The sequence below is a fragment of the Pseudomonas frederiksbergensis genome, from assembly GCF_003732275.1.
GTDB classification, from domain to species: Bacteria; Pseudomonadota; Gammaproteobacteria; order Pseudomonadales; family Pseudomonadaceae; genus Aquipseudomonas; species Aquipseudomonas frederiksbergensis_H.
This window is the reverse complement of record NZ_MOBM01000021.1, coordinates 123,452-146,884: the sequence shown is the minus strand read 5'-3', so window position 1 is coordinate 146,884 and position 23,433 is coordinate 123,452. Positions and strand designations below refer to the sequence as shown.

At 60.4% G+C, this 23,433-nt stretch carries 23 protein-coding genes; 7 read left to right on the top strand and 16 right to left on the bottom strand.

Annotated features, from left to right (window positions below; genetic code table 11):
* Positions 1–25: 25 nt before the first annotated feature.
* Positions 26–805, bottom strand: a complete 780-nt coding sequence (locus BK662_RS17605) for a YdcF family protein (protein ID WP_123359102.1) — start codon at positions 803–805, stop codon at positions 26–28.
* 106 nt (positions 806–911) lie between these two features.
* Complete coding sequence (locus BK662_RS17600) at positions 912–1,232, bottom strand: hypothetical protein (protein WP_123359101.1); 321 nt, start codon at positions 1,230–1,232, stop codon at positions 912–914.
* 280 nt (positions 1,233–1,512) lie between these two features.
* On the opposite strand from BK662_RS17600, the gene leuS reads away from it, so the two are divergent.
* The 5 genes from leuS (at position 1,513) to BK662_RS17575 (ending at position 7,675) form a co-directional block, all read left to right on the top strand.
* The gene (leuS, locus tag BK662_RS17595; protein WP_123359100.1) at positions 1,513–4,119 is read left to right on the top strand and encodes a leucine--tRNA ligase; all 2,607 of its coding nucleotides are present in this window, start codon (positions 1,513–1,515) and stop codon (positions 4,117–4,119) included.
* Positions 4,120–4,208: 89 nt separating this feature from the next.
* Positions 4,209–4,814, top strand: coding sequence for an LPS-assembly lipoprotein LptE (locus tag BK662_RS17590; RefSeq protein WP_123359099.1), 606 nt, complete (start codon positions 4,209–4,211; stop codon positions 4,812–4,814).
* Positions 4,815–4,853: 39 nt separating this feature from the next.
* Positions 4,854–5,891, top strand: a complete 1,038-nt coding sequence (gene holA, locus BK662_RS17585) for a DNA polymerase III subunit delta (RefSeq protein ID WP_123359098.1) — start codon at positions 4,854–4,856, stop codon at positions 5,889–5,891.
* A gap of 234 nt (positions 5,892–6,125) precedes the next feature.
* Positions 6,126–6,290, top strand: a complete 165-nt coding sequence (arfA, locus tag BK662_RS17580) for an alternative ribosome rescue factor ArfA (RefSeq protein WP_094470475.1) — start codon at positions 6,126–6,128, stop codon at positions 6,288–6,290.
* A 62-nt stretch (positions 6,291–6,352) separates the two neighbouring features.
* Entirely contained in the window at positions 6,353–7,675 is a 1,323-nt protein-coding gene (locus BK662_RS17575) for a lytic murein transglycosylase (protein ID WP_123359097.1), read from the top strand.
* Positions 7,676–7,804: 129 nt separating this feature from the next.
* Here BK662_RS17575 and BK662_RS17570 read toward each other — a convergent pair whose 3' ends face one another.
* The 13 genes from BK662_RS17570 to BK662_RS17510 all read right to left on the bottom strand — a co-directional run bounded on the left by BK662_RS17570 (position 7,805) and on the right by BK662_RS17510 (position 20,380).
* On the bottom strand, positions 7,805–8,755 hold the full coding sequence (locus BK662_RS17570) for a S66 peptidase family protein (protein ID WP_123359096.1): 951 nt from the start codon (positions 8,753–8,755) through the stop codon (positions 7,805–7,807).
* A 172-nt stretch (positions 8,756–8,927) separates the two neighbouring features.
* Positions 8,928–9,950 carry a lipoyl synthase gene (lipA, locus tag BK662_RS17565; RefSeq protein WP_007946663.1) on the bottom strand — a complete coding sequence of 341 codons (1,023 nt, stop codon included), beginning with the start codon at positions 9,948–9,950 and terminating at the stop codon, positions 8,928–8,930.
* A gap of 1 nt (position 9,951) precedes the next feature.
* On the bottom strand, positions 9,952–10,599 hold the full coding sequence (lipB, locus tag BK662_RS17560) for a lipoyl(octanoyl) transferase LipB (protein WP_123359095.1): 648 nt from the start codon (positions 10,597–10,599) through the stop codon (positions 9,952–9,954).
* Entirely contained in the window at positions 10,599–10,874 is a 276-nt protein-coding gene (locus BK662_RS17555) for a DUF493 domain-containing protein (RefSeq protein WP_052967109.1), read from the bottom strand. Before BK662_RS17555 ends, lipB begins: the two co-directional genes overlap by 1 nt.
* A gap of 80 nt (positions 10,875–10,954) precedes the next feature.
* Entirely contained in the window at positions 10,955–12,112 is a 1,158-nt protein-coding gene (locus tag BK662_RS17550) for a D-alanyl-D-alanine carboxypeptidase family protein (RefSeq protein ID WP_123359094.1), read from the bottom strand.
* 182 nt (positions 12,113–12,294) lie between these two features.
* The gene (locus tag BK662_RS17545) at positions 12,295–13,305 is read right to left on the bottom strand and encodes a septal ring lytic transglycosylase RlpA family protein (protein ID WP_123359093.1); all 1,011 of its coding nucleotides are present in this window, start codon (positions 13,303–13,305) and stop codon (positions 12,295–12,297) included.
* Positions 13,305–14,315, bottom strand: coding sequence for a lytic murein transglycosylase B (gene mltB, locus BK662_RS17540; RefSeq protein WP_123359092.1), 1,011 nt, complete (start codon positions 14,313–14,315; stop codon positions 13,305–13,307). The genes BK662_RS17545 and mltB overlap by 1 nt, the downstream gene beginning before the upstream one ends.
* A gap of 17 nt (positions 14,316–14,332) precedes the next feature.
* The gene (gene rodA / locus BK662_RS17535; RefSeq protein ID WP_161990844.1) at positions 14,333–15,436 is read right to left on the bottom strand and encodes a rod shape-determining protein RodA; all 1,104 of its coding nucleotides are present in this window, start codon (positions 15,434–15,436) and stop codon (positions 14,333–14,335) included.
* Between the two features lie 31 nt (positions 15,437–15,467).
* On the bottom strand, positions 15,468–17,363 hold the full coding sequence (mrdA, locus tag BK662_RS17530) for a penicillin-binding protein 2 (RefSeq protein ID WP_123359090.1): 1,896 nt from the start codon (positions 17,361–17,363) through the stop codon (positions 15,468–15,470).
* Between the two features lie 10 nt (positions 17,364–17,373).
* The gene (rlmH, locus tag BK662_RS17525) at positions 17,374–17,841 is read right to left on the bottom strand and encodes a 23S rRNA (pseudouridine(1915)-N(3))-methyltransferase RlmH (protein WP_003185785.1); all 468 of its coding nucleotides are present in this window, start codon (positions 17,839–17,841) and stop codon (positions 17,374–17,376) included.
* A gap of 9 nt (positions 17,842–17,850) precedes the next feature.
* Complete coding sequence (gene rsfS / locus BK662_RS17520; protein WP_123359089.1) at positions 17,851–18,345, bottom strand: ribosome silencing factor; 495 nt, start codon at positions 18,343–18,345, stop codon at positions 17,851–17,853.
* Positions 18,346–18,417: 72 nt separating this feature from the next.
* A complete protein-coding gene (nadD, locus tag BK662_RS17515; protein ID WP_008009047.1) occupies positions 18,418–19,107 on the bottom strand; it encodes a nicotinate-nucleotide adenylyltransferase in 690 nt (229 codons plus the stop codon).
* 1 nt (position 19,108) lies between these two features.
* Positions 19,109–20,380 carry a glutamate-5-semialdehyde dehydrogenase gene (locus BK662_RS17510; RefSeq protein WP_123359088.1) on the bottom strand — a complete coding sequence of 424 codons (1,272 nt, stop codon included), beginning with the start codon at positions 20,378–20,380 and terminating at the stop codon, positions 19,109–19,111.
* 189 nt (positions 20,381–20,569) lie between these two features.
* Here BK662_RS17510 and BK662_RS17505 point away from each other — a divergent pair, with 189 nt between their 5' ends.
* Positions 20,570–21,268 (top strand): DNA-3-methyladenine glycosylase, encoded by a 699-nt coding sequence (locus BK662_RS17505; RefSeq protein ID WP_123359087.1) that lies wholly within the window; start codon positions 20,570–20,572, stop codon positions 21,266–21,268.
* 177 nt (positions 21,269–21,445) lie between these two features.
* Entirely contained in the window at positions 21,446–22,762 is a 1,317-nt protein-coding gene (locus BK662_RS17500; protein ID WP_123359086.1) for a bifunctional DedA family/phosphatase PAP2 family protein, read from the top strand.
* Positions 22,763–22,834: 72 nt separating this feature from the next.
* Here BK662_RS17500 and BK662_RS17495 read toward each other — a convergent pair whose 3' ends face one another.
* Positions 22,835–23,425, bottom strand: a complete 591-nt coding sequence (locus tag BK662_RS17495; protein ID WP_052967100.1) for an LON peptidase substrate-binding domain-containing protein — start codon at positions 23,423–23,425, stop codon at positions 22,835–22,837.
* Between the last annotated feature and the right edge of the window lie 8 nt (positions 23,426–23,433).

Genomic DNA, 23,433 nt, shown 5'->3' with positions numbered 1-23,433 from the left:
CGAAGACGACATCACAGGCACAATATCAATCAGGGTCAACATCGCCTCGATAAAACAACGAATACCCGATTTGCCCCACCGCCTCATTCATCAACTGCCCGCTCTGCCAGATCGATTTGAATTCCGGCATCCAGCCGCCCAGCGGCCGGGCATTGTCCACGCCTAAAAACCCCACTGGCGCGGGTACTACCTCAAACCCGGCTTGCTGGAAACTCCAGACCGCCCGTGGCATGTGCCAGGCCTGAGTCACAACCACTACCCGCTTGATCCCCTCCGGCAACAACACTTGGGCGCTGAGTTGCGCGTTTTCCCAGGTCGTGCGGCTGCGCCCTTCCTGCCAGCGCACCGTCACGCCGAAATCATCGAGCAATGAGTCCGCCATCAGTTTTGCTTCTGTCGGTGGCGTACCGTAATGCAGGCCGCCACTGGTCAGAATCGGCAAGCCGGACGCCTTGGCCAGGCGCGCGGCATAGCGCTCGCGCCCCAGGCCTACGCCGGTCGGTTGGTCAACGCCCCAGGTCGGGTCGCCACGCTCACGCCCTGAACCCAACACCACGATCGCGTCGGCCCGTCGGCCCAAGGTTGCCCATTCCTCGCGCGTCAGCGGCGGCTCGCGCTCCAGGGCCTTGGCACTCCACTCCACCATCACTGGCAGGCTCATCAACCAGAAGCCGCCTACGCCCAAGACGAAACACAACCCCGCCAGCCTCGGCCTTGAGCGGCGCCACCACCAGGCAAGTACCAGCAACAGCAATAAAATGCCGGGCGGCAGTAGAAGTTGTTTAATGAAATAACGAAAAGGCATCGGGCATCTCCATAGATGCCCGAAGCCTAGGTGGATTGACACAATGCGACAACAAATGTGGAAGGACTTCGCTTCAAAAAAGCATATCCCACGGCTTCAAGTGCCCTTACTTGAATTGCAAAGACCGGACCTTTACCGCGCCTTTGCCGGGTGCCTTGTCCTTGAGCCAGATGATCTTGGCCGAACGTGGTGCTTCGAGTTGCTTCACTGCTGCTGACAAGCATCCGTGCGTCTCACGCTCACTACGGTCCAGATACGCCTTGACCAGTTCAAACTCTGCGGGGCTCAAGCCACGCAGCTCCAGCTCCAGGGGGCGCTCATCACGAAGCCGACCGGCGGTTTTGGCCACATCCAGCGCCATTGCGAGACGGTCTATCAGTTTTTCGTACAGCTCCGGTTTTGTAACTTTTTGCTGTGACTCAACCATCCATCACCTCATTGAAGATAAGACTCACTCCCCTTTTAGAGCTTAGCTTCACTGAAAAAACCGGCTGAGCGCCGCGACCAACGGCCCTCGAGGCGGTCATTGGCCGCGTCCTTGCGTGTAATCAGGGTTTCCCTCGGTAGAGTGCGGTCATGTATGCTACGGCGCTTCCTGTAACTCCACTTCCAGCTCGCCTGGGCACCGAAACGTCGATTTGGCGTTATCACCGTCCAGCGTTGCATTGAAGAGGATTAGGCCACCCCTATTCAGTTCAAAAGTAGCCATGCACGAACAATATCAGCCCCGTGAAATCGAAGCCGCCGCCCAGTCGTTCTGGGACGAGCAAAAGTCCTTTGAAGTCAGTGAACAGCCAGGCAAGGAGACGTTCTACTGCCTGTCGATGTTCCCTTACCCCAGCGGCAAGCTACACATGGGGCACGTGCGCAACTACACCATCGGCGACGTGATCTCCCGCTACCAGCGCATGCAAGGCAAGAACGTCCTGCAACCCATGGGTTGGGACGCCTTCGGCATGCCGGCGGAAAACGCCGCGATGAAGAACAACGTAGCGCCCGCCAAGTGGACCTACGAAAACATCGCCTACATGAAAACCCAGCTGCGCAGCCTGGGCCTGGCGGTGGACTGGTCGCGCGAAGTGACCACCTGCAAGCCTGATTACTACCGCTGGGAACAATGGCTGTTCACTCGCCTGTTCGAAAAAGGCGTGATTTACAAAAAAAGCGGCACCGTGAACTGGGACCCGGTCGACCAGACCGTTCTGGCCAACGAACAGGTGATCGACGGGCGCGGCTGGCGTTCCGGCGCGCTGATCGAAAAGCGCGAAATCCCGATGTACTACTTCAAGATCACCGCTTACGCGGATGAGCTGCTGGAAAGCCTCGACGAACTGACGGGCTGGCCTGAACAGGTCAAGACCATGCAGCGCAACTGGATCGGCAAATCCCGCGGCATGGAAGTGCAGTTCCCGTATGACGTCGCCTCCATCGGCGAAACCGGCGCGCTGAAAGTATTCACCACCCGTCCGGACACCCTGATGGGCGCGACCTACGTTGCCGTGGCCGCCGAACACCATTTGGCTACCCTGGCCGCACAGAACAATCCTGAGCTGCAAGCGTTCATCGCTGAATGCAAGGGCGGCAGCGTCGCCGAAGCCGACGTCGCCACTCAAGAGAAAAAAGGTCTGCCGACCTCGCTGTTCGTCGAGCATCCGCTGACCGGTGAGAAACTCCCGGTATGGGTCGCCAATTACGTGCTGATGCATTACGGCGATGGCGCGGTGATGGCTGTTCCGGCTCACGATGAACGTGATTTCGAGTTCGCCACCAAGTACAACCTGCCGATCAAATCCGTGGTGCGCACCAGTGTAGGTGACACCAACCCGGCCCCTTGGCAGGATGCGTACGGCGAGCACGGCACACTGATCAACTCCGGCGAATTCGACGGCCTCGATTTCGCCGGCGCCTTCGACGCCATCGAAGTGGCGCTGATCAAGAAAAACCTCGGCGCCTCGCGTACCCAGTTCCGCCTGCGCGACTGGGGCATCAGCCGTCAGCGCTACTGGGGCTGCCCGATCCCGATCATCCACTGCGACACCTGCGGTGATGTGCCGGTCCCGGAAGATCAGCTGCCCGTGGTGCTGCCGGAAGACGTCGTACCGGACGGCGCCGGTTCGCCACTGGCGCGCATGCCCGAGTTCTACGAATGCACCTGCCCGAAATGCGGCGCTGCGGCCAAGCGTGAAACCGACACCATGGACACCTTTGTCGAGTCCTCGTGGTACTACGCCCGCTACGCCTCGCCACACTATGAAGGTGGTCTGGTGGACAAAGCGGCTGCCGACCATTGGTTGGCGGTGGATCAGTACATCGGCGGTATCGAACACGCCATTCTCCACCTGCTCTACGCGCGCTTCTTCCACAAGCTGATGCGCGACGAAGGCCTGGTGAGCTCCAACGAGCCGTTCAAGAACCTGCTGACCCAGGGCATGGTGATCGCCGAGACGTACTATCGTCGCGAAGCCAATGGTGCCTACACGTGGTTCAACCCGGCGGACGTAGAACTCGAACGCGACAGCAAGGCCAAGGTCATTAGCGCCAAGCTGATCGCAGACGGCCTGCCGGTGGAAATCGGTGGCACCGAGAAGATGGCCAAGTCAAAGAACAACGGCGTTGACCCACAGTCGATGATTGACCAGTTCGGCGCAGACACCTGCCGACTGTTCATGATGTTTGCCTCCCCACCCGACATGAGCGCGGAATGGTCCGACTCCGGTGTAGAGGGTTCGCACCGTTTCCTCAAACGCGTCTGGCGCCTGGCTCAAACGCACGTCACTCAGGGCCTTCCGGGCAAACTGGACGTTGCCAGCCTGAACGACGAGCAGAAAGCCATTCGCCGTTCGATCCACCAGGCCATCAAGCAGGCCAGCCACGACGTCGGCCAGAACCACAAATTCAACACCGCCATCGCCCAGGTGATGACGCTGATGAACGTGCTGGAAAAAGCCGCGCAAGGCACCGCACAGGATCGCGCACTGATTCACGAAGGTCTGGAAACCGTAGTCTTGCTGCTGGCCCCGATCACCCCGCACATCAGCCACGAGCTGTGGCATCGCCTGGGTCACGCCGACCCGGTCATCGATGCCGGTTGGCCGGTGCTGGACGAAAGCGCCCTGGTACAGGACAGCGTGCAGCTTGTCATCCAAGTGAATGGCAAACTGCGCGGCCACATCGAAATGCCCGCCAGCGCCAGCCGCGAAGAAGTCGAAGCTGCCGCACGGGCCAATGAAAACGTCCTGCGCTTCGTCGATGGCCTGACTATTCGCAAAGTGATTGTAGTGCCCGGGAAACTGGTCAATATCGTCGCCAGCTAAATTGGATCGGGCGCCAGGTCATGCCTGGCGCCGAGTAAAACCTTTCGGGCCGCTTGACCGGCCCACATGGTTTCAAGGGGAGCAACAAGATGATCAAACGCAATTTGCTGGTAATGGGCCTTGCAGTCCTGCTGAGCGCCTGCGGTTTCCAGCTGCGCGGTACCGGCACCACCGAACTGGCGATCAAGGAACTTGATCTGAGCGCCCGCAATGCCTATGGCGAAACCGTGACACAAATGCGTCAGGTGCTGGAAAGCAGCGGCGTCAAGGTCTATAGCGGCGCGCCTTACAAGCTGTATCTGGCTGACGAACAGGAAACCCAGCGTATCCTCAGTTATGCCGGTGCCGGCCGTACTGGCGAGTATCAGATGACCATGGTGCTGAACTACGACATCCGCGGTCAGGGCAACCTGCCACTGCTCAGCGACAAGCTGCAAGTGCAGAAAGTCTTCATCCACGACGGCAACAACCTGGTGGGTTCCGACCAGGAAGCCAACGATGCCCGCAAGGACATGCGTCGTGAACTGGTTCAACGCATGATGCTGCGCCTGCAACAGCTGACCCCGACGCAGTTGGAACAGCTGCAACAGACCGCTGACGCCAGGGCCAAGGCTGAAGCCGACGCATTGGAAGCAGCGCAGAAGGCTGAAGCGCAGACGCCGCGTCAGTCACCTCTCGAACTGCCACAGCAATAAGCCTTACGGGGCGCTCCGGCGCCCCGTTCGCCTCTTCTTATGAAACTCGCCCCCGCCCAACTCGGTAAACACCTGCAAGGCGCCCTCGCGCCGGTCTACATCATCAGTGGCGATGACCCACTGTTGTGTCAGGAAGCCGCCGACGCCATTCGCGCGGCTGCCCGCCTGCAAGGTTTCGATGAACGCCAGGTCTTTGCCGCCGACGCCAGTTTCGACTGGGGCACGTTGCTGCAGGCTGGCGCCAGCATGTCGCTGTTCGCTGAAAAACGTCTTCTGGAACTGCGCCTGCCCTCCGGCAAGCCCGGTGACAAAGGCGCGGCGGCACTCATTGAGTACTGCTCGCGCCCGGCTGAAGACACGTTGCTCCTGATCAGCCTGCCCAAGCTTGATGGCAGTGCGCAGAAAACCAAGTGGGGCAAGGCACTGGTCGAAGGTCCGCAGACCCAGTTCGTGCAGATCTGGCCAGTGGACACCAACCAGTTGCCGAGCTGGATTCGTCAACGCCTTTCCCAGGCCGGGCTTTCAGCCAGTCAGGACGCCGTCGAACTGATCGCCGCTCGGGTCGAGGGCAACCTGTTGGCTGCCGCCCAGGAAATCGAAAAACTCAAGCTGATGGCCGAGGGCGGCCAAATCACCGTCGAAACCGTGCAAGCGGCAGTGGCTGACAGTGCGCGTTTCGACGTCTTCGGCCTGACCGATGCGATTCTTAATGGCGAGGCTGCTCATGCCTTGCGCATGCTCGAAGGGTTGCGCGGCGAAGGCGTCGAACCGCCGGTGATTCTCTGGGCGCTGGCCCGGGAGCTGCGCCTGCTGGCCAACCTGTCGCTGCAATACAGCCAGGGCGTGCCGCTGGACAAAGCCTTCAGCCAGGCCCGACCGCCGATCTGGGACAAACGCAAACCGCTGATGAGCAAGGCGCTGCAACGCTACTCGGCGCAACGCTGGGCGCAGTTGCTGCTCGAAGCGCAGCGTATTGATGCGCAAATCAAAGGTCAGGCGGCGGGTTCGCCATGGATGAGTCTGAGTCGGTTGACGCTGTTGATGGCCGGGCAAAGATTGTCATTACCTGCCGAGTAGTATTTTTTGTGGCGAGGGAGCTTGCTCCCGCTGGGTTGCGAAGCGACCCTACAACCAGTCACCACGCCTCTTCAGATGTTCCTCGGTTGCCCGTTTTACGACTGCTACGCAGCCGAGCGGGAGCAAGCTCCCTCGCCACAGGTATCATTTCCTACACAATGTAGGGACTAGACAGCCCCCCAACTTCGGCAGATTATTCCCCCCGCAAAACCCACTCACTTGCGAGAGACCATCATGAGCAAAAAGCCATCCAAAAATGGCCCAAACAAAGCCAAATCCATCATCGCCCAGCCACTGTTCCGCAGCCGTCAGGAACGAGCCGGCAAGGGCAAAGGCAGCTACCGCCGCGAAGCCTTCCAGTCTAATAGCTGGGAGGCTTCTTACTTTCTGGCGGCCTGAAAGGCAAGCCATCGCTCAACATGTTAAGGTCTGCACCTGATTCGTATCCTCTGGACCTGTGCATGCCCCTTTGTCTTTCCCGTCGTTGGCACCTTCGCCAACTGATAGCTGCCTCCAGCCTCGTTCTGCTTGTCGCCTGCGCGGAAAAACCCACCGCCGCCGACGCCCAACCGCTTCAGACCCGCACCGTTGCGACGGCCCCTGCGATCATTCCGCCGGTAGTTCCAAACGGTGAGAATCTCGACATCCAGCCAACCCAGACCTTTGCCGAATGGCAAGCGGGTTTCCGTAAAGACGCCCTCGCCGCCGGCATCCGCGCCGACCTGTTCGACCGTGCTTTTGCCAATGTCAGCGTGGACGACAGCGTGATCCGTGCCGACCGCAGCCAACCGGAATTTACTCGCCCGGTGTGGGAGTACCTCGACGGGGCGCTGTCGCCGCTGCGGGTGCGCAAAGGTCAGGCGCTGGTCAGCCAGTACGCCGACATCCTGCAAAGCATCGAACAGCGCTACGGCGTCGACCGCCAGGCTCTGGTCGCGGTGTGGGGCATGGAAAGTAACTTTGGTCAGTTCCAGGGCAACAAGTCGGTGATCAACTCCCTGGCGACCCTGGCTTATGAAGGTCGACGTCCGGGCTTTGCTCACGCGCAACTGATCGCTGCGCTGCAAATTCTGCAACAGGGCGATATCGAACCGGAGAAAATGCTCGGCTCCTGGGCCGGCGCCATGGGCCAGACCCAGTTCATCCCGACTACTTACAACACCCACGCCGTGGACTTCGACGGCGATGGCCGCCGCGACATCTGGAACAGCCCCGCCGATGCACTGGCCTCGACCGCGCACTACCTGCAAAGCTCCGGCTGGCAGAAAGGCCAGCCTTGGGGCTTCGAAGCGCAACTGCCGAGCGATTTCAATTACGCCCTGGCCGATGGCACGATTCGCAAGAGCGTTGCCGAGTGGCGACAATTGGGGGTGACCCTGCCCAATGGCGGCCAGGTTCCAGCAGGTTCCGAACACCTGTCGGCCGCCCTGCTGCTGCCCGCAGGCTATCGCGGCCCGGCGTTCCTGGTCCTCGATAACTTCCGCGCGATCCTCAAGTACAACAACTCTTCGTCCTACGCCTTGGCCGTGAGTCTGTTGTCCGAGCGTTTCAATGGTGGCGGCCTGATCAGCGGTCTGTGGCCAAAAGATGACTTGCCGCTGAGCCGTACCGAGCGAATCGAGCTGCAAAACCTGCTGAGTGCCCAGAACTACGACGCAGGGACCGCCGACGGGATTATCGGCGCCAATACCCGCAAAGCGATCCGCAGCGCCCAGCAGTCGTTTGGCTGGCCGGCGGATGGTTATCCGACGCACAAGTTGCTGGAAGGGTTGCGTAGCCGCTAGTAAGACGAATGGCTGATAGCGCTTTCGCGAGCAAGCCCGCTCCCACAATTGACCGAGTTCTTTCATGAAAATGCGGTCGAATGTGGGAGCGGGCTTGCTCGCGAAGACTGACTGTCAGGCGATGAATTCCTAAGCCTTGATCACCACATCCTGCTCCAACACCAACGTCTTGTCCCCCGCATCCAGCCTGACCAACGCGCCCATCGGCAGCGTCAAATTCGGATCACAATGCCCGCTACGCCATCCGGAGAGCACCGGTATCCGCAAAGGAGCAAAGGTCTGCTTGAGCAACCTCTCCAGCGCAATCGCATCAACCCCTGCCACATCCCCCACCAGCACCCCGCGCAGCTTGTGCAGCGTGCCGGCCAGACGCAAATGAGTCAGCAGCCGGTCGATGCGATACAGCGGCTCGTTAATGTCCTCGATGAACAGGATGGCGCCCTCGGCATCGATCTCGTAAGGCGTGCCCATGGTCGCGGCGATCATCGACAGATTGCCCCCCAGCAAACGTCCGTGAGCGATGCCGGGCTCGATTGTGGTCAACGGCCAGGCCACCGGGTGAGAAAGTACACTGCCCGCCTTTACCTGCCCACGCAGCATGTTGAAAAACGAGAACTCGGTGGGTTGTTGCTTGTCACCCAGCAGGTCAGCGTTGAGCATCGGGCCATGGAAGGTCACGAACCCGGCATAACGACTGATGGCCGAGTGCAGTGCAGTGACGTCGCTGTAGCCGATAAACGGCTTGGCGTTGTTGCGCAGTAATTCAAAATCGATGCGATCGAGCAAACGCGGCGTACCGTAACCGCCACGCAGACAGATGATTGCATCGACCTCGCTGTCGGCGAATGCGCCATGCAAGTCATTGAGCCGCACATCATCGCTGCCGGCCAGATAACCCTCTTGCTCATAAACACCGGGAAACACGCGCAGTGAATAGCCGCGAGCGCGCATCCAGGCAATGGCTTTATCGGTGTCCAGCGCCGCGGGGCCGGCGGGCGCGATCACGCCGATCAGCCCTGCAGGCGGCAAGGCCGGAACGGGAGCGTGAGGACAAAGGGTGTGGGTCGGTCGAGCAGTCATCCATGATTCTCCCTGTATGAACGCTTCAGCACACAGTAGTCAGGAACGGGAATAAACAGAAGAGGGTCAATCGCACCAGGGCTCGCAGGAAAAGGCTCGCCGTGGGCACTGCTAAAAAAAACCCGCAAGGCCTGAGAAGCCTTGCGGGCCTTTTTTTGCTCTCACAACGGGATCAGGACGACATCAGCTCGGCCTTGACCAGTTTTGCCTGCTCATCGGCATGGTACGAGGAGCGCACCAACGGACCGGAAGCAACGTTCTTGAAGCCCATTTTGTAACCTTCCTCGGCGAACCAGGCGAAGGTGTCCGGGTGCACGAAGCGCTGGACCGGCAAGTGGCTGCGGGACGGTTGCAGGTACTGGCCCAGGGTCAGCATGTCGATGTCGTGTTCGCGCATGCGCTTCATGACTTCGATGACTTCTTCATCGGTTTCGCCCAGGCCCAGCATCAAACCGGATTTGGTCGGAATGTGCGGCATCATCTGCTTGAAGCGTTGCAACAGGGTCAGCGACCACTGGTAATCCGAACCCGGACGCGCAGCCTTGTACAGGCGTGGCACGGTTTCCAGGTTGTGGTTGAACACATCAGGCGGCTCGGCGGCGGTGATTTCCAGTGCGACGTCCATGCGGCCACGGTAGTCCGGGACCAGAGTCTCGAGCTGAACATTCGGCGACAGTTTGCGGATTTCGCGGATGCAGTCGGCAAAGTGCTGGGCACCGCCGTCACGCAGGTCGTCGCGGTCTACCGAAGTGATTACGACGTACTTGAGTTTCAGGTCGGCGATGGCAATGGCCAGGCTTTCCGGCTCGTTGACGTCCAGTGGCTTCGGACGTCCATGGCCAACGTCGCAGAACGGGCAACGACGGGTGCAGATGTCACCCATGATCATGAAGGTCGCGGTGCCACCGGAGAAGCACTCGCCCAGGTTCGGGCAGGACGCCTCTTCGCATACGCTGTGCAGCTTGTGTTTGCGCAGCAGGGCCTTGATGCGGTCGACTTCCGGGGAAACCGGGATGCGCACGCGAATCCAGTCGGGTTTCTTCGGCAGTTCAGTGGTCGGGATGATCTTCACCGGGATGCGTGCAACCTTCTCGGCGCCGCGCAGCTTGACGCCGGCTTCAACCTTGGCACGCGGGGCCGGACGCTCGGTGACATCGAGCGTCGGGATCATGGTTTGCACTGCATCAGTAGTCATATCAGTCGATTCCGCCCGTTAGGGTCGTCTGCTCAGCATAGTCGAGGTGTTTGACGAGCTGCACGCGCAGCCGGGCACTTACCTCGGCAAATTCAATCGATCCTGCGTGATCGCGCAGCTGGGTCATTGCCAGCCCGGCGTAGCCGCAGGGATTAATCCGTCGAAACGGTTCCAGGTTCATATCCACGTTCAAGGCCAAGCCATGAAAGGAGCAACCGTGGCGGATCCGCAGACCCAGAGAAGCGATTTTCGCGCCATCGACGTAGACACCCGGCGCATCCGGCTTGGCCACCGCGGTCACGCCGTAGCTGGCCAGCAGCTCGATCAGGCATTGCTCCATGCGGCTGACCAGATCACGCACGCCGAACCCCAGCTTGCGCACGTCCAGCAACAGGTAGGCCACCAATTGGCCGGGACCGTGGTAAGTCACCTGACCACCGCGGTCGACCTTCACCACCGGAATATCCCCTGGCAGCAGCAGGTGTTCAGCCTTGCCGGCCTGGCCCTGGGTGAATACCGGCGGATGCTCCACCAGCCAGACTTCGTCGGCGGCATCGCTGCCGCGTTCGTTGGTGAAGCGCTGCATGGCATGCCAGACCGGCTCGTAAGCCAACTGGCCGAGCTCGCGAAAGCCCAGCGTGCCAGACATCACAGCACCATATGCACGAAACCGGTAGCCCGCAACTCGCTGTTGATGTCGTACAGCTGTTCCTGGCCGGTGGCGATGATGTGCAACTGGATGGTCGTGTACTTGCCGTTGGTACTCTGCCGTTCGGCAAAGGTGTTGTGGTCAACGGTCGCGTGTTTCTCAAGGATCGCGATGATCTTGTCCCTGAAACCCACGCCGGTGTCTCCGATTACCTTGATCGGGTAATCCGCGCAGGGGAATTCGATTTTTGGCGCCTTTACTTCAGTGTCTGTCATGGCGTAACGGCCTCGTAAGCCGTGGCAACGGACATGGCCCCGCTCCGGATTGGAACGGGGCCATGCAGGTCCACACTAATTCAGTTGAACAAGCCGTAGAAGAATAGACGGATGCTATCCCACATGCGGCGGAAGATACCACCTTCGTCGACCGCGTCCAGAGCGATCAGGTCGGCGCTATGCACCACCTTGTCATCCAGTTTCACTTCGACTTTACCGATCACATCACCCTTGGCGATTGGCGCGACCAGTTGCGGGGTCATGGTCATGCTGGCGGCAAGCTTTTTCAGCTGGCCTTTTGGCAAGGTCATGGTCAGGTCTTGAGCCAGGCCGGCCTTGACTTGATTGGTGGTGCCTTTCCAGACAGGTGCCTGAGCCAGCTCGGTGCCTTTCTGATAGAAGGTCTGGGTTTCAAAGAAGCGGAAACCGTAGGTCAGCAGCTTCTGGGTTTCAGCAGCGCGGGCTACATCGCTGTTGGTGCCGAACACCACGGCAATCAGGCGCATGCCATCACGTACGGCCGAAGACACCATGCAGTAGCCGGCTTCGTCGGTGTGGCCGGTTTTCAGGCCGTCGACGGTCTTGTCGCGCCACAGCAGCAGGTTGCGGTTAGGCTGCTTGATGCCGTTCCAGAAGAACTCTTTCTGCGAGTAGATCGCGTAGTGAGCCGGGTCTTCGTGAATGATCGCGCGAGCCAGCACCGCCATGTCGTGAGCCGACGAGTAGTGCTCAGGGTTTGGCAGACCGGTCGGGTTCATGAAGTGGGTGTTGGTCAGGCCCAGGTCGGCGCCGGTTTTGTTCATCAGGTCGGCGAAAGCGTCTTCGCTGCCGGCGATGTGCTCGGAGAGCGCAACGCTGGCGTCGTTGCCCGACTGGATGATGATGCCGTGCAGCAGGTCGTTGACGGTAACCTGCGAGCCGACCTTGATGAACATCCGCGAACCACCGGTACGCCAGGCGTTTTCGCTGACGGTCACCGGGTCGTTCTCGCCGATCTGGCCGCGACGGATTTCCAGGGTCGCGATATACGCGGTCATCAGCTTGGTCAGGCTGGCCGGCGGCAGACGCTGGTCACCGTTGTTCTCTACCAGCACGTTGCCGCTGCTGGCGTCCATGAGTACATAGGCTTTGGCGGCCAGTTGCGGTGGCGACGGCATCATCTCGACCGCGAAGGCGGCAGGCGAGAGGAGCAGCGGGACTAGCAGGCACAGGCGTTTGGCAAAGGTGGTGATATTCATCCGTCTCTCGAAATCGCTAATGGAAACTGCCCTAAGGCAAAACTAATCAGACAACTTTCTAAAAAGCTGTCGCGTGTTCAGTTGCTCACTCTGCAACCCTTGCCGGGCTTTTGTTCTTCAACGAGCCAACAACCCGGTTCGCCCCCCAAACCGCAAGCGAACCGTCAATCAACTACTGCGTATTACTCGGCGCTGACCAGGCTCGGCGAACCAAGGTTGGCCAGTCGCACGCTGTTCTGCACCTGCTGGATTTCACCCGGCGAGCCGATCGGCCCCAGCCGCACCCGATGCAGTGTCTGCTGGTTACGCACGATCGAGCTGATGAACACCGGAGCGTTCACCATCCCGCTGAGCTTCGATCTCAGGAGTTCTGCAGCGTCCGGGTTGGCGAACGCGCCCACCTGCAGATACTGGCCAGAGGCTGGTACAGAAGCGTTTTTTTTTGCATCGATCTGCACGGGCACAACGGCCGCGGCATGTTGCTGCGGCGGTGGCGTCCATTGCTCGACGGTGCCGGTGGAGGCCGTCACGGTCGGCGCGGCATTTTGCGCCACTTGCGGCTCATTAAGCATCAACGGTGCCGGACGACCTTTCTGTGCCCACCATTGCTGCGGGTCGATGCCTTCAACCTTGACCCGCGCCGTGCCGGTTTCAGCGTAGCCGAGCTTCTTGGCGGCCGCGTAGGACAAGTCGATGATCCGGTCCGAATAGAACGGACCGCGGTCGTTGACCCGCAGGATCACGCTCTTGTTGTTGTCCAGATTGGTCACCCGAACGTAACTCGGCAATGGCAGGGTCTTGTGCGCGGCGCTCATGCCGTACAGGTCATACACCTCGCCGTTGGCGGTGTTCTGACCGTGGAATTTGGTGCCGTACCACGACGCCGTGCCCGAAGCCACGTAGGTCTTGGATTCTTGCAGCGGGAAATATGTCTTGCCCAGCACGGTGTACGGGTTGGCTTTATAAGGACCGCTGTGCAGGGTCGGCGTGGCATCCGGGATGCGCGAAACATCGACGTCCCACCAGGGTGCGCCATCCTTGTGAGCCCGGTTGATATCCAGGCCAGGTGCCGAACGAACGGCGGTCGGCGACTTCTGAGTCGGCGAGCGACTGGTCGAACAACTGGCGACCAGTATCGTCAACGCGGCAAATGCCATGAGCTTCAGGGGTTTATTCATAGGCAATGCCCGCATTACTTGACGCCCCGTGCTTGGACCAGCTGTTCAGACAGTTGATGTACGGCCATGGCGTACATCACGCTGCGGTTATAACGCGTGATTGCGTAAAAATTCGTCAGGCCCATCCAGTATTCGGGGCCATTGTCACCTTCCAGGCGGAAAGCCGTGACCGGCATATCATCGCGCAGCGCATCATGACTCGACCAGCCCAGCGCCCGCAACTCCCCGACGGTTTTCGTCGGCTCGATGCCGGCGGTCAAACCCTCGTCTACCTGATCGCCACGCACATCGGCGCGGCTGACCACAGGTTCCCCGGCCACCCAGCCGTGACGCTTGAAATAACTGGCGACGCTGCCGATGGCATCGTCCGGGTTGTTCCAGATATTAATGTGGCCATCACCGTCGAAATCCACCGCATAGGCGCGAAAACTGCTCGGCATAAACTGCGGCAAGCCCATGGCCCCGGCGTAGGAGCCTTTGAGGGTCAACGGGTCGACCTGCTCCTCGCGGGCCAGCAGCAGGAACTCACGCAATTCCTTGCGGAAGAATTCGGCACGGGGAGGATAGTCGAAACCCAAGGTCGACAAGGCATCGATCACCCGGAAATTGCCAGTATTGCGACCGAAAAAGGTCTCGACGCCGATGATCGAGACGATCACCTGCGCCGGCACGCCGTATTCCTGCTCGGCACGAGCCAGGACCGCTTCGTGCTGACGCCAGAAGTCCACGCCACGGGCGATGCGCGCGTCGGTGATGAACATCGGGCGATATTCTTTCCACTGTTTGACCCGTTCGGCGGGTTTGGAAATCGCGTCCAGAATCGACTGTTTGCGCTCGGCTTCGCGGAACACGCCCATCAGCTGTTCACCGGCAAAGCCATAGTCGCGGGTCATTTCACCGACGAACTCGGCCACCTGGGGTGAACCTTCGTAATCGCCGGCCAACGCTTCCTGCGCGGCACCAAGGATGCTTACCAGGCCGACCCATGGCGCGTATCGAGCCGCCCAGCCACGCATTACTTGCATTAAAATCTTCACCTTATTCAAACCTGTGCGATCCACTTGCGATGGGTATGGATCGACATCAAAACCCCAAACGCTGACAGTAGCGTCACCAGCGAAGTGCCTCCGTAGCTAATGAACGGCAACGGCACCCCCACAACCGGCAACAGGCCACTGACCATACCGATGTTGACGAAAACGTAAACAAAAAACGTCATGGTCAGGCTGCCCGCGAGCAATTTGCCAAACAATGTCTGAGCCTGGGCGGTAATCACCAGGCCGCGACCGATCAACAGCAGATAAATCAGCAACAGTGCGCAGATACCTACCAGGCCAAACTCTTCGCCCATTACCGCAATAATGAAGTCGGTGTGGCTTTCCGGCAGGAAGTCCAGGTGCGACTGGGTACCGAGCAGCCAGCCTTTACCGAACACGCCGCCGGAACCGATGGCCGCTTTCGACTGAATGATGTTCCAGCCTGTGCCCAGCGGATCGCTCTCGGGGTCGAGGAAGGTGAGGATTCGCTGCTTCTGGTAGTCGTGCATGATGAAGTACCACATGCCGACCGCCACCGGCACAGCCGCGGCAATCACGCTGAGAATCCAGCGCCAGCGCAGGCCGCCCATGAACAGAACGAACGCGCCACCGGCGAGAATAAGCAGCGAAGTGCCGAGGTCGGGCTGGCGCACGATCAGGATGAATGGCAGTCCGATCAGAAACAGACTGACACCCACATGCTTGAGCTGCGGCGGCAAGGTGCGCTTGGACAGGTACCAGGCGATGGTTGCCGGCATCAGGATCTTCATGAATTCCGAGGGCTGGAAGCGGATCACTCCGGGAATGTTGATCCAGCGCGTGGCCCCCATGGCGTTGTGGCCCATCACATCCACCACCACCAGCAACAGCACGCCAATCACATAACCGACCGGCACCCAACGGGCCATGAAGCGCGGCTCGAACTGGGCGATGACGATCATCGATACCAGGCCAATGCCGAAGGAAGTGGCTTGCTTGGCCAGCAGATCCCAGCTTTTGCCGCTGGCCGAATACAGCACAAACAGGCTGCCGGCAGCCAGGGTCAACAGCAGGATCAGCAACGGGCCATCGATGTGCATGCGTTGCAGCAACGTCGCACGGCGACGCATCACATCCTCGCTGGAGAGGATGCGATCGAAATTACTCTTCACGGGCCGTAGCCTCCGCACTGATAGGGCTGGCGTATTCGGCTTTCAGTCGACCGTCCTGGTCCAGGAGCCAGGCGTCCATGACTTGACGCACCACTGGCGCGGCGACGCCGGAACCGGACTCACCGTTCTCGACCATCACCGACACCACGATTTGCGGGTTGTCGGCCGGCGCGAAGCCGACGAACAAGGCGTGGTCGCGGTGACGCTCCTGAACCTTGGAGCGGTCGTATTTTTCGCCCTGCTTGATGGCGACCACCTGGGCCGTACCACTTTTGCCGGCAATCCGGTATTGCGCACCAATGGATGCCTTGCGCGCCGTACCGCGGGCGCCGTGCATCACCTGTTGCATCCCGTGGTTGACCTTGGTCCAGTCCGACGGGTCACGCAGGACAATGTCCGGCATCGGATTTTCATCCTTCGGCCGCTCGCCTTCGACGGTCTTGGCCAGGTGCGGACGGTTCCAGACACCCTTGTTCGCCACCAGCGCCGTAGCCTGGGCCAGTTGCAGGGGTGTTGATTGCATGTAGCCCTGTCCAATCCCGAGAATCAGCGTTTCGCCCGGGAACCAGGCCTGACGACGGGTCGCGCGCTTCCATTCCCGGGACGGCATCAGCCCCGGCGATTCTTCGAACATGTCCAGGGAAACCTTCTGGCCGATGCCGAACTTGCCCATGTACGCCGACAGCCGATCGATCCCCAGCTTGTGGGCCAGGTCATAGAAGTAGGTGTCATTGGACCGCATGATCGCCGTGTCCAGATCAACGTAGCCGTCGCCGGTACGGTTCCAGTTGCGGTATTTGTGATCATAGTTGGGCAGTTGGTAGTAACCAGGGTCGTAGACCCGGGTCGATGCGGTGACCACGCCCGAATCCAGGCCGGCAATCGCCACCGCCGGTTTAATCGTCGAGCCCGGCGGGTACAGACCGCGCAACACGCGGTTGAACAGTGGCCGGTCGATGGAATCGCGCAACTCGGAATAGGCTTTGAAACTGATGCCGGTGACGAACAGGTTCGGGTCAAAACTCGGCTGACTGACCATCGCCAGGACTTCGCCGGTTTTCGGGTCCAGCGCCACTACCGCGCCACGACGACCGCCGAGCGCGGCTTCGGCGGCTTCCTGCAATTTGATGTCCAGGCTCAGGACGATGTCCTTGCCGGAAATCGGCTCGGTACGTTTGAGCACCCGCAACACGCGGCCACGGGCGTTGGTCTCGACTTCTTCGTAACCGACCTGACCGTGCAGCTCGGGCTCGTAGAACCGCTCGATGCCGGTTTTACCAATTTGATGGGTGCCGCTGTAACTCACCGGATCGAGCGACTTGAGCTCTTTCTCGTTGATCCGCCCCATGTAACCCACTGAGTGCGCAAAGTGCGCGCCCTGCGGGTAATGACGCACCAGTTGCGCGACCACTTCCACACCGGGCAGACGGAACTGGTTCACCGCGATGCGGGCGATCTGCTCTTCGGTCAGCTCGAACAGGATTGGCACCGGTTCGAACGGCCGGCGCCCCTGACGCATGCGCTTCTCGAAGATCACCCGGTCCTCGGGCGTCAGCTCGAGCACCTCGACGATCACGTCGAGCACTTGCTGCCAGTCACCGGAGCGTTCGCGGGTCATGCTCAGGCTGAAGCTGGGCCGGTTGTCGGCCACCACCACGCCATTGCGGTCGAAGATCAACCCACGAGTAGGTGGAATCGGCTGCACATGGACGCGGTTGTTTTCCGACAGGGTCGAGTGGTACTCGTACTGGATCACCTGAAGGAAATACAACCGCGCGATCAGCACGCCAATCAGCGTCACCACTGCAATGGCCCCGAACACGACGCGGCCACGCACCAGACGGGCGTCTTTTTCGTGGTCCTTGATGCGGATCGGCTGGGACATGAGGGCAGAACTACTTGTGGTAAGGGTGGCCGGACAGCACTGTCCAGGCACGATACAGCTGTTCGCCGATCAGAATCCGCACCAGTGGGTGCGGCAACGTCAACGGTGATAACGACCAGCGTTGATCCGCCCGGGCACAGACTTCCGGCGCCAGCCCCTCGGGGCCGCCGACCATGAAATTCACCGTGCGCGAGTCCAGCCGCCAGCGATCGAGTTCGACCGCCAGTTGCTCGGTGCTCCAGGGCTTGCCGTGGACTTCGAGGGTGACAATGCGCTCATTCGGCCCGACCTTGGCCAGCATGGCTTCGCCTTCCTGACGGATAAAGCGCGCCACGTCGGCGTTCTTGCCGCGGGTGTTGAGCGGAATTTCCACCAGTTCCAGCGCCAGCTCGGATGGAAGACGCTTGGCATATTCATGCCAGCCTTCTTCCACCCATTTGGGCATGCGTGAACCGACAGCGATCAGTCGCAGTCGCACAGCGGTCCCTTATTGCTGGTCTTTGTTGAGCTTGATGAAATGCTCATGGGTGTTTTCCGGGCTGTGGTGCGCGGCGCTGCCGGCACGGCTCTGCTCGGCACCCTGCCACAAACGCTCCAGGTCATAGAACTGGCGAGCGCTGGCAGTCATCATGTGTACGATGACGTCGTCCATGTCCAGCAACACCCAGTCGCTGTCGCCCTTGCCTTCTTCACCCAACGGCTTGACGCCCTGAGCCTTGACCGCCTCGCGGACCTTATCCAGCATCGCGCCGATCTGGCGGTTGGAAGTACCGGTAGCGATGATCATGAAATCAGTGATGCTCTGCTTTTCACGAACGTCGATCACCAGAACATCCTGGGCCTTGACGTCTTCCAGGGCTGCTACGGCAACCTTGACCAGCTCTTCACCGCGCAGCTCCGGCCCGATTGGTGCCTCTACTGGCAGCGGGGCGCTCTTGAACGTGCCCTTGCGCTTTACTTTGCTTACGTCTTTGTCAGTCATATAAAACTCGTTTTGCTCGTATGTTCGGGCGCTTCGATACACGCATTCACGTGCCTTGAAGCGCACCCTTTTTCAGTTCGACGCACGGTAAAGCCCGTGCGCATCGATGTAGGCCAGGACCGCGTCGGGCACCAGGAAACGTACCGACTTACCGCTGGCCAGCAGTTGACGGATCTGGGTGGCGGATACCGCGAGCGGCGTCTGCCAGACGAATGCAATCTGTCCGCTCGGCCCTTTAAGGGCCAGCGGGTCGCTCACCGAGCGTGCCGCCAACAGATTGCGCAAGGCATCCGGCGGTTCGCTGTCGGCATCCGGGCGTTGCAGCACCAGGATGTGGCAATGCTGGAGCAACTCTTCCCAGCGATGCCAAGTGGGCAGGCCGCAAAATGCGTCCCAGCCCAAAAGTAGAAAAACCTGGTCTGGGGCGGCCAATTCGGCGCGCATCAGTTCCAGGGTGTCGATGGTGTAGGACGGTTTGTCCCGCTGCAATTCGCGGGCGTCCACCACCAACGGTGGCACACCGGCCACCGCGCACTTGACCATCGCCAGACGGTCCTTCGCCGACACCTGCGGCGTACCGCGATGAGGTGGCCTGGCACTGGGTGTCAGACGTAACTCATCGAGCGCCAGCGATTCGGCGACTTCCAGCGCACCGCGCAAATGGCCAATATGCACCGGGTCGAAGGTCCCGCCCAGTACGCCAATGCGTCGAGGCTGGGGCTCGCTGGCGGTCACTTGGGCTGACGGGTCGAAGTCGCCCAAGTCAGACCGACTCCTGGCCGCGCAACTGGCCGTCACCGACCACGATGTACTTCTCGCAGGTCAGCCCTTCGAGGCCCACCGGGCCGCGGGCGTGCAGCTTATCAGTAGAAATGCCAATCTCGGCACCCAATCCGTATTCGAAGCCATCGGCGAAGCACGTCGGGGTATTGATCATGACCGAAGACGAATCGACTTCAGCCACGAAACGCCGGGTGTCAGCCAGGTTTTCGCTGACGATCGAATCGGTGTGATGGGAGCCGTACTTGTTAATGTGCTCGATGGCCTGATCCAGACCGTCGACCACGCGGATCGAGAGGATCGGCGCCAGGTATTCGGTGTGCCAGTCATCTTCGGTGGCCGCAACGGCCTCGATGACCGCCCGGGTACGCTCGCAACCGCGCAGCTCGACGCCTTTTTCGCGGAACTGGGCAGCCATCGACGGCAGGAACTCCTTGGCGACTGCCTGATCGACCAGCAAGGTTTCCATGGCGCCACAGATGCCATAACGATAAGTCTTGGCGTTGAACGCGATGCGCTGGGCCTTCGGCAGATCGGCGTGGGCACTGACGTAGACGTGACAGATGCCGTCCAGGTGCTTGATGACGGGTACGCGGGCATCGCGACTGACCCGTTCGATCAGGCCACGGCCACCGCGGGGCACGATGACGTCGACGTATTCGGGCATGGTGATCAGCGCGCCGACGGCGGCCCGGTCAGTGGTTTCGACCACTTGCACCACGGCGGCCGGCAGACCGGCCTCGGCCAGGCCGCGCTGGATGCAGGCGGCAATCGCACGGTTGGAATGAATCGCCTCGGAGCCGCCACGCAGGATGGTCGCGTTGCCGGACTTCAGGCACAGGCTGGCGGCATCAATGGTCACGTTCGGCCGTGATTCGTAGATGATCCCGATCACGCCCAATGGCACGCGCATCTTGCCGACCTGGATACCGGACGGGCGATAGCTCATGTCGCGGATCGCCCCAACCGGGTCCGGCAATGCCGCGACCTGGCGTAAACCGACGATCATGCCGTCGATGCGTTCCGGGGTCAGTGCCAGACGTTCCAGCAAAGCAGGCTCCAGACCATTGGCGCGGCCGGCAGCCAAATCCAGTTCATTGGCTGCGGTGAGCTCGGCGCGCGCAGCGTCCAGCGCATTGGCAGCCGACTGCAAGGCGCGGTTTTTCTGCGCGGTGCTGGCACGGCCGATCACGCGGGAAGCTTCGCGGGCGGCGCGACCCAAACGGGTCATGTAGTCAAGAACGGACTCAGTCATGGTCTGCAATGGTCTTTGCTAAGGTCTTGGTAAAGAGTAAAGCGGCAGATTATAGCTGTCGCGTCCCGGGACTAACAGCGGTGACAGGCGGATGGTCGAAATGGAGCGCAATTTGCCGACGTTCAGCCGTGATTAAGCTGCATATTGTTATGATCACGACTCAATCAGCCCTGATAAACGCTGTTCATCATGACCAACCTGCCTGTTTCTGCATCCACTACGCGCCAGCCCAAGGGGCTGCCGGATGCATTTTTCGACCGCGATGCGCAAACGCTGGCCCGGGATTTACTGGGTAAAATCATCCGTCATCGAGTCGGCGACCTGTGGCTCAGTGCCCGGATCATCGAAACCGAAGCCTATTACTGCGAAGAAAAAGGCAGCCACGCCTCCCTTGGCTACACAGAAAAGCGTAAGGCTTTGTTTCTGGATGGCGGCCACATCTATATGTATTACGCCCGCGGCGGCGATTCCCTGAACTTCAGCGCTCAGGGGCCGGGCAATGCAGTGCTGATCAAATCCGCCTATCCATGGGTCGACGAACTGAGCGGGCCGGCGAGCCTGGCGCAGATGCTATTGAACAATCCCGATGCTCAGGGCCGCCCTCGCCCCTCGCAAAAGCTGTGTGCCGGGCAGACGCTGCTTTGCAAAGCGCTGGGGCTGAAGGTGCCGGTCTGGGACGCCAAGCGCTTCGACCATGAGGTATTGCTGGTGGAAGATGTCGGGCCGGCGCCCGGCCACATCATCCAGACCACACGCCTGGGCATTCCCCACGGGCGCGACGAACATTTGATGTACCGCTTTGTTGATGCGGCTTACGCACTTTACTGCACGCGTAACCCGCTGCGCCGGGGGCAAGTCGAAGGTCGCGATTATTTTTTGTTGTCCTGAATATTGGAAAACCCATGGTGGGAGCGAGCCTGCTCGCGATAGCAGACTGACCGTCGAAGTAGATGTCGCCTGACACTCCGCTATCGCGAGCAGGCTCGCTCCCACATGGGATCTGTAGGGTTTTGAAGATTGTGTTCGTCCCTTGGGACCGGTTGATTATTCGATGGAGTTGTTTTTATGGGCCCATGGCTCGATAGCGTGACCGGTTGGTTGACGGTCAATCCGCAATGGCTGGCCGCGGCAGTGTTCGTAGTGGCGTGTATGGAATGCCTGGCGATTGTCGGACTGATCGTGCCTGGCACGGTGTTGCTGTTTGCCGTGACGGTGCTGGCCGGCAGTGGCGCGCTGCCATTGGGTGAAACGCTGCTGCTGGGTTTCCTCGGCGGTGTGCTGGGCGACATCGTTTCGTACTTTTTAGGGCGACATTTCCACCAGAACATCCGTCGCCTGCCGGGGTTGCGCCATCACCCGGAATGGATGGCCGGCGCCGAGGCGTATTTTCAGCGCTATGGCATCGCCAGCCTGTTGGTCGGACGCTTTATCGGCCCGCTGCGACCAATGCTGCCAATGGTCGCCGGGATGTTCGACATGCCGTTCCCGCGCTTCGCCGTCGTCAGCCTGTTGGCTGCCGCGGGCTGGAGCGTTGCCTATCTGCTGCCCGGCTGGGCCACGGGAGCGGCCATTCGCTTGCCGTTGCCGGAAGGTTTCTGGCCTGAGGCCGGGATCGTCGCGGGCAGTATCGCGGTGATGGTGGGGCTGAGCATCAACAGCAGCCTGCGCCGTCATCGCAAGGCCACGGTGCTGATTACCAGCCTGAGTTTGCTGATCCTGGCCGGTCTGTTCATCGGCTATCCGCACCTGACCGCCCTCGACCAGGGGTTGATGACCTTGATACAGGAACACCGCAGCCCGGCGCTCGATGAAGTAGCCGTGGTGTTCACGCTGATCGGTGAATTCCGCAACATGTTTATGCTCAGCGCCCTGCTGACAGTGTTGCTGTTGCTGGCACGACAATGGCGACACGCGCTCTTCGCTGGCGGCACCCTGCTGTTCACCGCGCTAGGCAACACCGCGACCAAACACTTTTTCGCCCGTGTGCGCCCGGAAGTGCTGAGTGATCCACTGACCAGCTACAGCATGCCCAGCGGCCATGCCTCGGGCTCTTTCGCGCTGTTCTTGACGCTCGCGGTGCTGGCGGGTCGCGGACAACCGCCGCGCATGCGCCTGACTTGGTTATTGGTGGGCTGCTTGCCGGCGCTGACGATTGCCTTGTCACGGGTGTACCTGGGCGCACACTGGCCGACCGATGTACTGGCCGGCGCGATGCTGGCGGCATGCGTGTGTGCGGCCAGCCTTTGGCTGACTCAACGCCAGACTTCGCTCACCGCCATACCGCCGAAAATCTGGTGGCTGGTGTTGCCTTCATTGGTGGCATTGTTCGGTTTCTTTGTGTTGAGGCACATGCCGCATGCGATGTTGAGGTATGCGTACTGAAGATCAAAAGATCGCAGCCTTCGGCAGCTCCTTCAGGGTGTACGCCAATTTTCTGCGATCTTTTAGCGCACGTCAGGCAAACAACTCACCCTGCAACTCATCCAGCAACGCCTGAATCGCATCCAGCCGCTGCTGCGGATCATCAAGTTGCAGCAGGTCTATCTTGTCCACCTCGGCAAACGGCAGCAGATACGCCAACTGATTGGCCAGTGACTGTTGCCCCGTCGCTTCGGTGCCCATGCTCAGCGCTTCGACCATCGGGTGCTCCGCCAAAGCCTTGAGCAGCGCGACCAGGTCGGCGTCCTCATCCTGTAGCGGTTGTTCGGGCTCGTCTTCCAGCCACTCGACTTCGGCGACGATCAACTGGTTGCGCTGCACCTCGGTGCGCACAACGTGGAAACGCCGCCCGCCCTTCACCCGAATGCCCAACAGGCCGTTGTCCTGCTGATGGAAATCGGTGATCAGCGCCTCGCACCCCACCCGTGCGTAGCCTTCAGGGGCGATGCCGACTTCTTCACCGTCGAGGATGCACACCACGCCGAAGCCGCCGCCCTGTTTCATGCAGCGACCGATCATGTCCAGGTAGCGCGCCTCGAAGATCTGCAAGTCGAGGATGCAGTCCGGAAACAGCACCGTGTTCAGCGGAAAAAGCGGCAGACTCATAGACATTT

Excerpts from the sequence above, each read along its gene's own strand:
- BK662_RS17575 (WP_123359097.1), top strand. The coding sequence starts at position 6,353 with ATGCCCCTTTGTCTTTCCCGTCGTTGGCACCTTCGCCAACTGATAGCT.
- BK662_RS17545 (WP_123359093.1), bottom strand. The coding sequence starts at position 13,305 with ATGCGGGCATTGCCTATGAATAAACCCCTGAAGCTCATGGCATTTGCC.
- BK662_RS17550 (WP_123359094.1), bottom strand. The coding sequence starts at position 12,112 with ATGAATATCACCACCTTTGCCAAACGCCTGTGCCTGCTAGTCCCGCTG.
- mrdA (WP_123359090.1), bottom strand. The coding sequence starts at position 17,363 with ATGTCCCAGCCGATCCGCATCAAGGACCACGAAAAAGACGCCCGTCTG.
- BK662_RS17605 (WP_123359102.1), bottom strand. The coding sequence starts at position 805 with ATGCCTTTTCGTTATTTCATTAAACAACTTCTACTGCCGCCCGGCATT.
- BK662_RS17590 (WP_123359099.1), top strand. The coding sequence starts at position 4,209 with ATGATCAAACGCAATTTGCTGGTAATGGGCCTTGCAGTCCTGCTGAGC.
- BK662_RS17555 (WP_052967109.1), bottom strand. The coding sequence starts at position 10,874 with ATGACAGACACTGAAGTAAAGGCGCCAAAAATCGAATTCCCCTGCGCG.
- rodA (WP_161990844.1), bottom strand. The coding sequence starts at position 15,436 with ATGCGTCGCCGTGCGACGTTGCTGCAACGCATGCACATCGATGGCCCG.
- rsfS (WP_123359089.1), bottom strand. The coding sequence starts at position 18,345 with ATGACTGACAAAGACGTAAGCAAAGTAAAGCGCAAGGGCACGTTCAAG.
- mltB (WP_123359092.1), bottom strand. The coding sequence starts at position 14,315 with ATGCAAGTAATGCGTGGCTGGGCGGCTCGATACGCGCCATGGGTCGGC.
- BK662_RS17600 (WP_123359101.1), bottom strand. The coding sequence starts at position 1,232 with ATGGTTGAGTCACAGCAAAAAGTTACAAAACCGGAGCTGTACGAAAAA.
- lipB (WP_123359095.1), bottom strand. The coding sequence starts at position 10,599 with ATGTCTGGCACGCTGGGCTTTCGCGAGCTCGGCCAGTTGGCTTACGAG.
- arfA (WP_094470475.1), top strand. The coding sequence starts at position 6,126 with ATGAGCAAAAAGCCATCCAAAAATGGCCCAAACAAAGCCAAATCCATC.
- BK662_RS17495 (WP_052967100.1), bottom strand. The coding sequence starts at position 23,425 with ATGAGTCTGCCGCTTTTTCCGCTGAACACGGTGCTGTTTCCGGACTGC.
- BK662_RS17500 (WP_123359086.1), top strand. The coding sequence starts at position 21,446 with ATGGGCCCATGGCTCGATAGCGTGACCGGTTGGTTGACGGTCAATCCG.
- holA (WP_123359098.1), top strand. The coding sequence starts at position 4,854 with ATGAAACTCGCCCCCGCCCAACTCGGTAAACACCTGCAAGGCGCCCTC.
- BK662_RS17505 (WP_123359087.1), top strand. The coding sequence starts at position 20,570 with ATGACCAACCTGCCTGTTTCTGCATCCACTACGCGCCAGCCCAAGGGG.
- BK662_RS17570 (WP_123359096.1), bottom strand. The coding sequence starts at position 8,755 with ATGACTGCTCGACCGACCCACACCCTTTGTCCTCACGCTCCCGTTCCG.
- BK662_RS17510 (WP_123359088.1), bottom strand. The coding sequence starts at position 20,380 with ATGACTGAGTCCGTTCTTGACTACATGACCCGTTTGGGTCGCGCCGCC.
- lipA (WP_007946663.1), bottom strand. The coding sequence starts at position 9,950 with ATGACTACTGATGCAGTGCAAACCATGATCCCGACGCTCGATGTCACC.
- leuS (WP_123359100.1), top strand. The coding sequence starts at position 1,513 with ATGCACGAACAATATCAGCCCCGTGAAATCGAAGCCGCCGCCCAGTCG.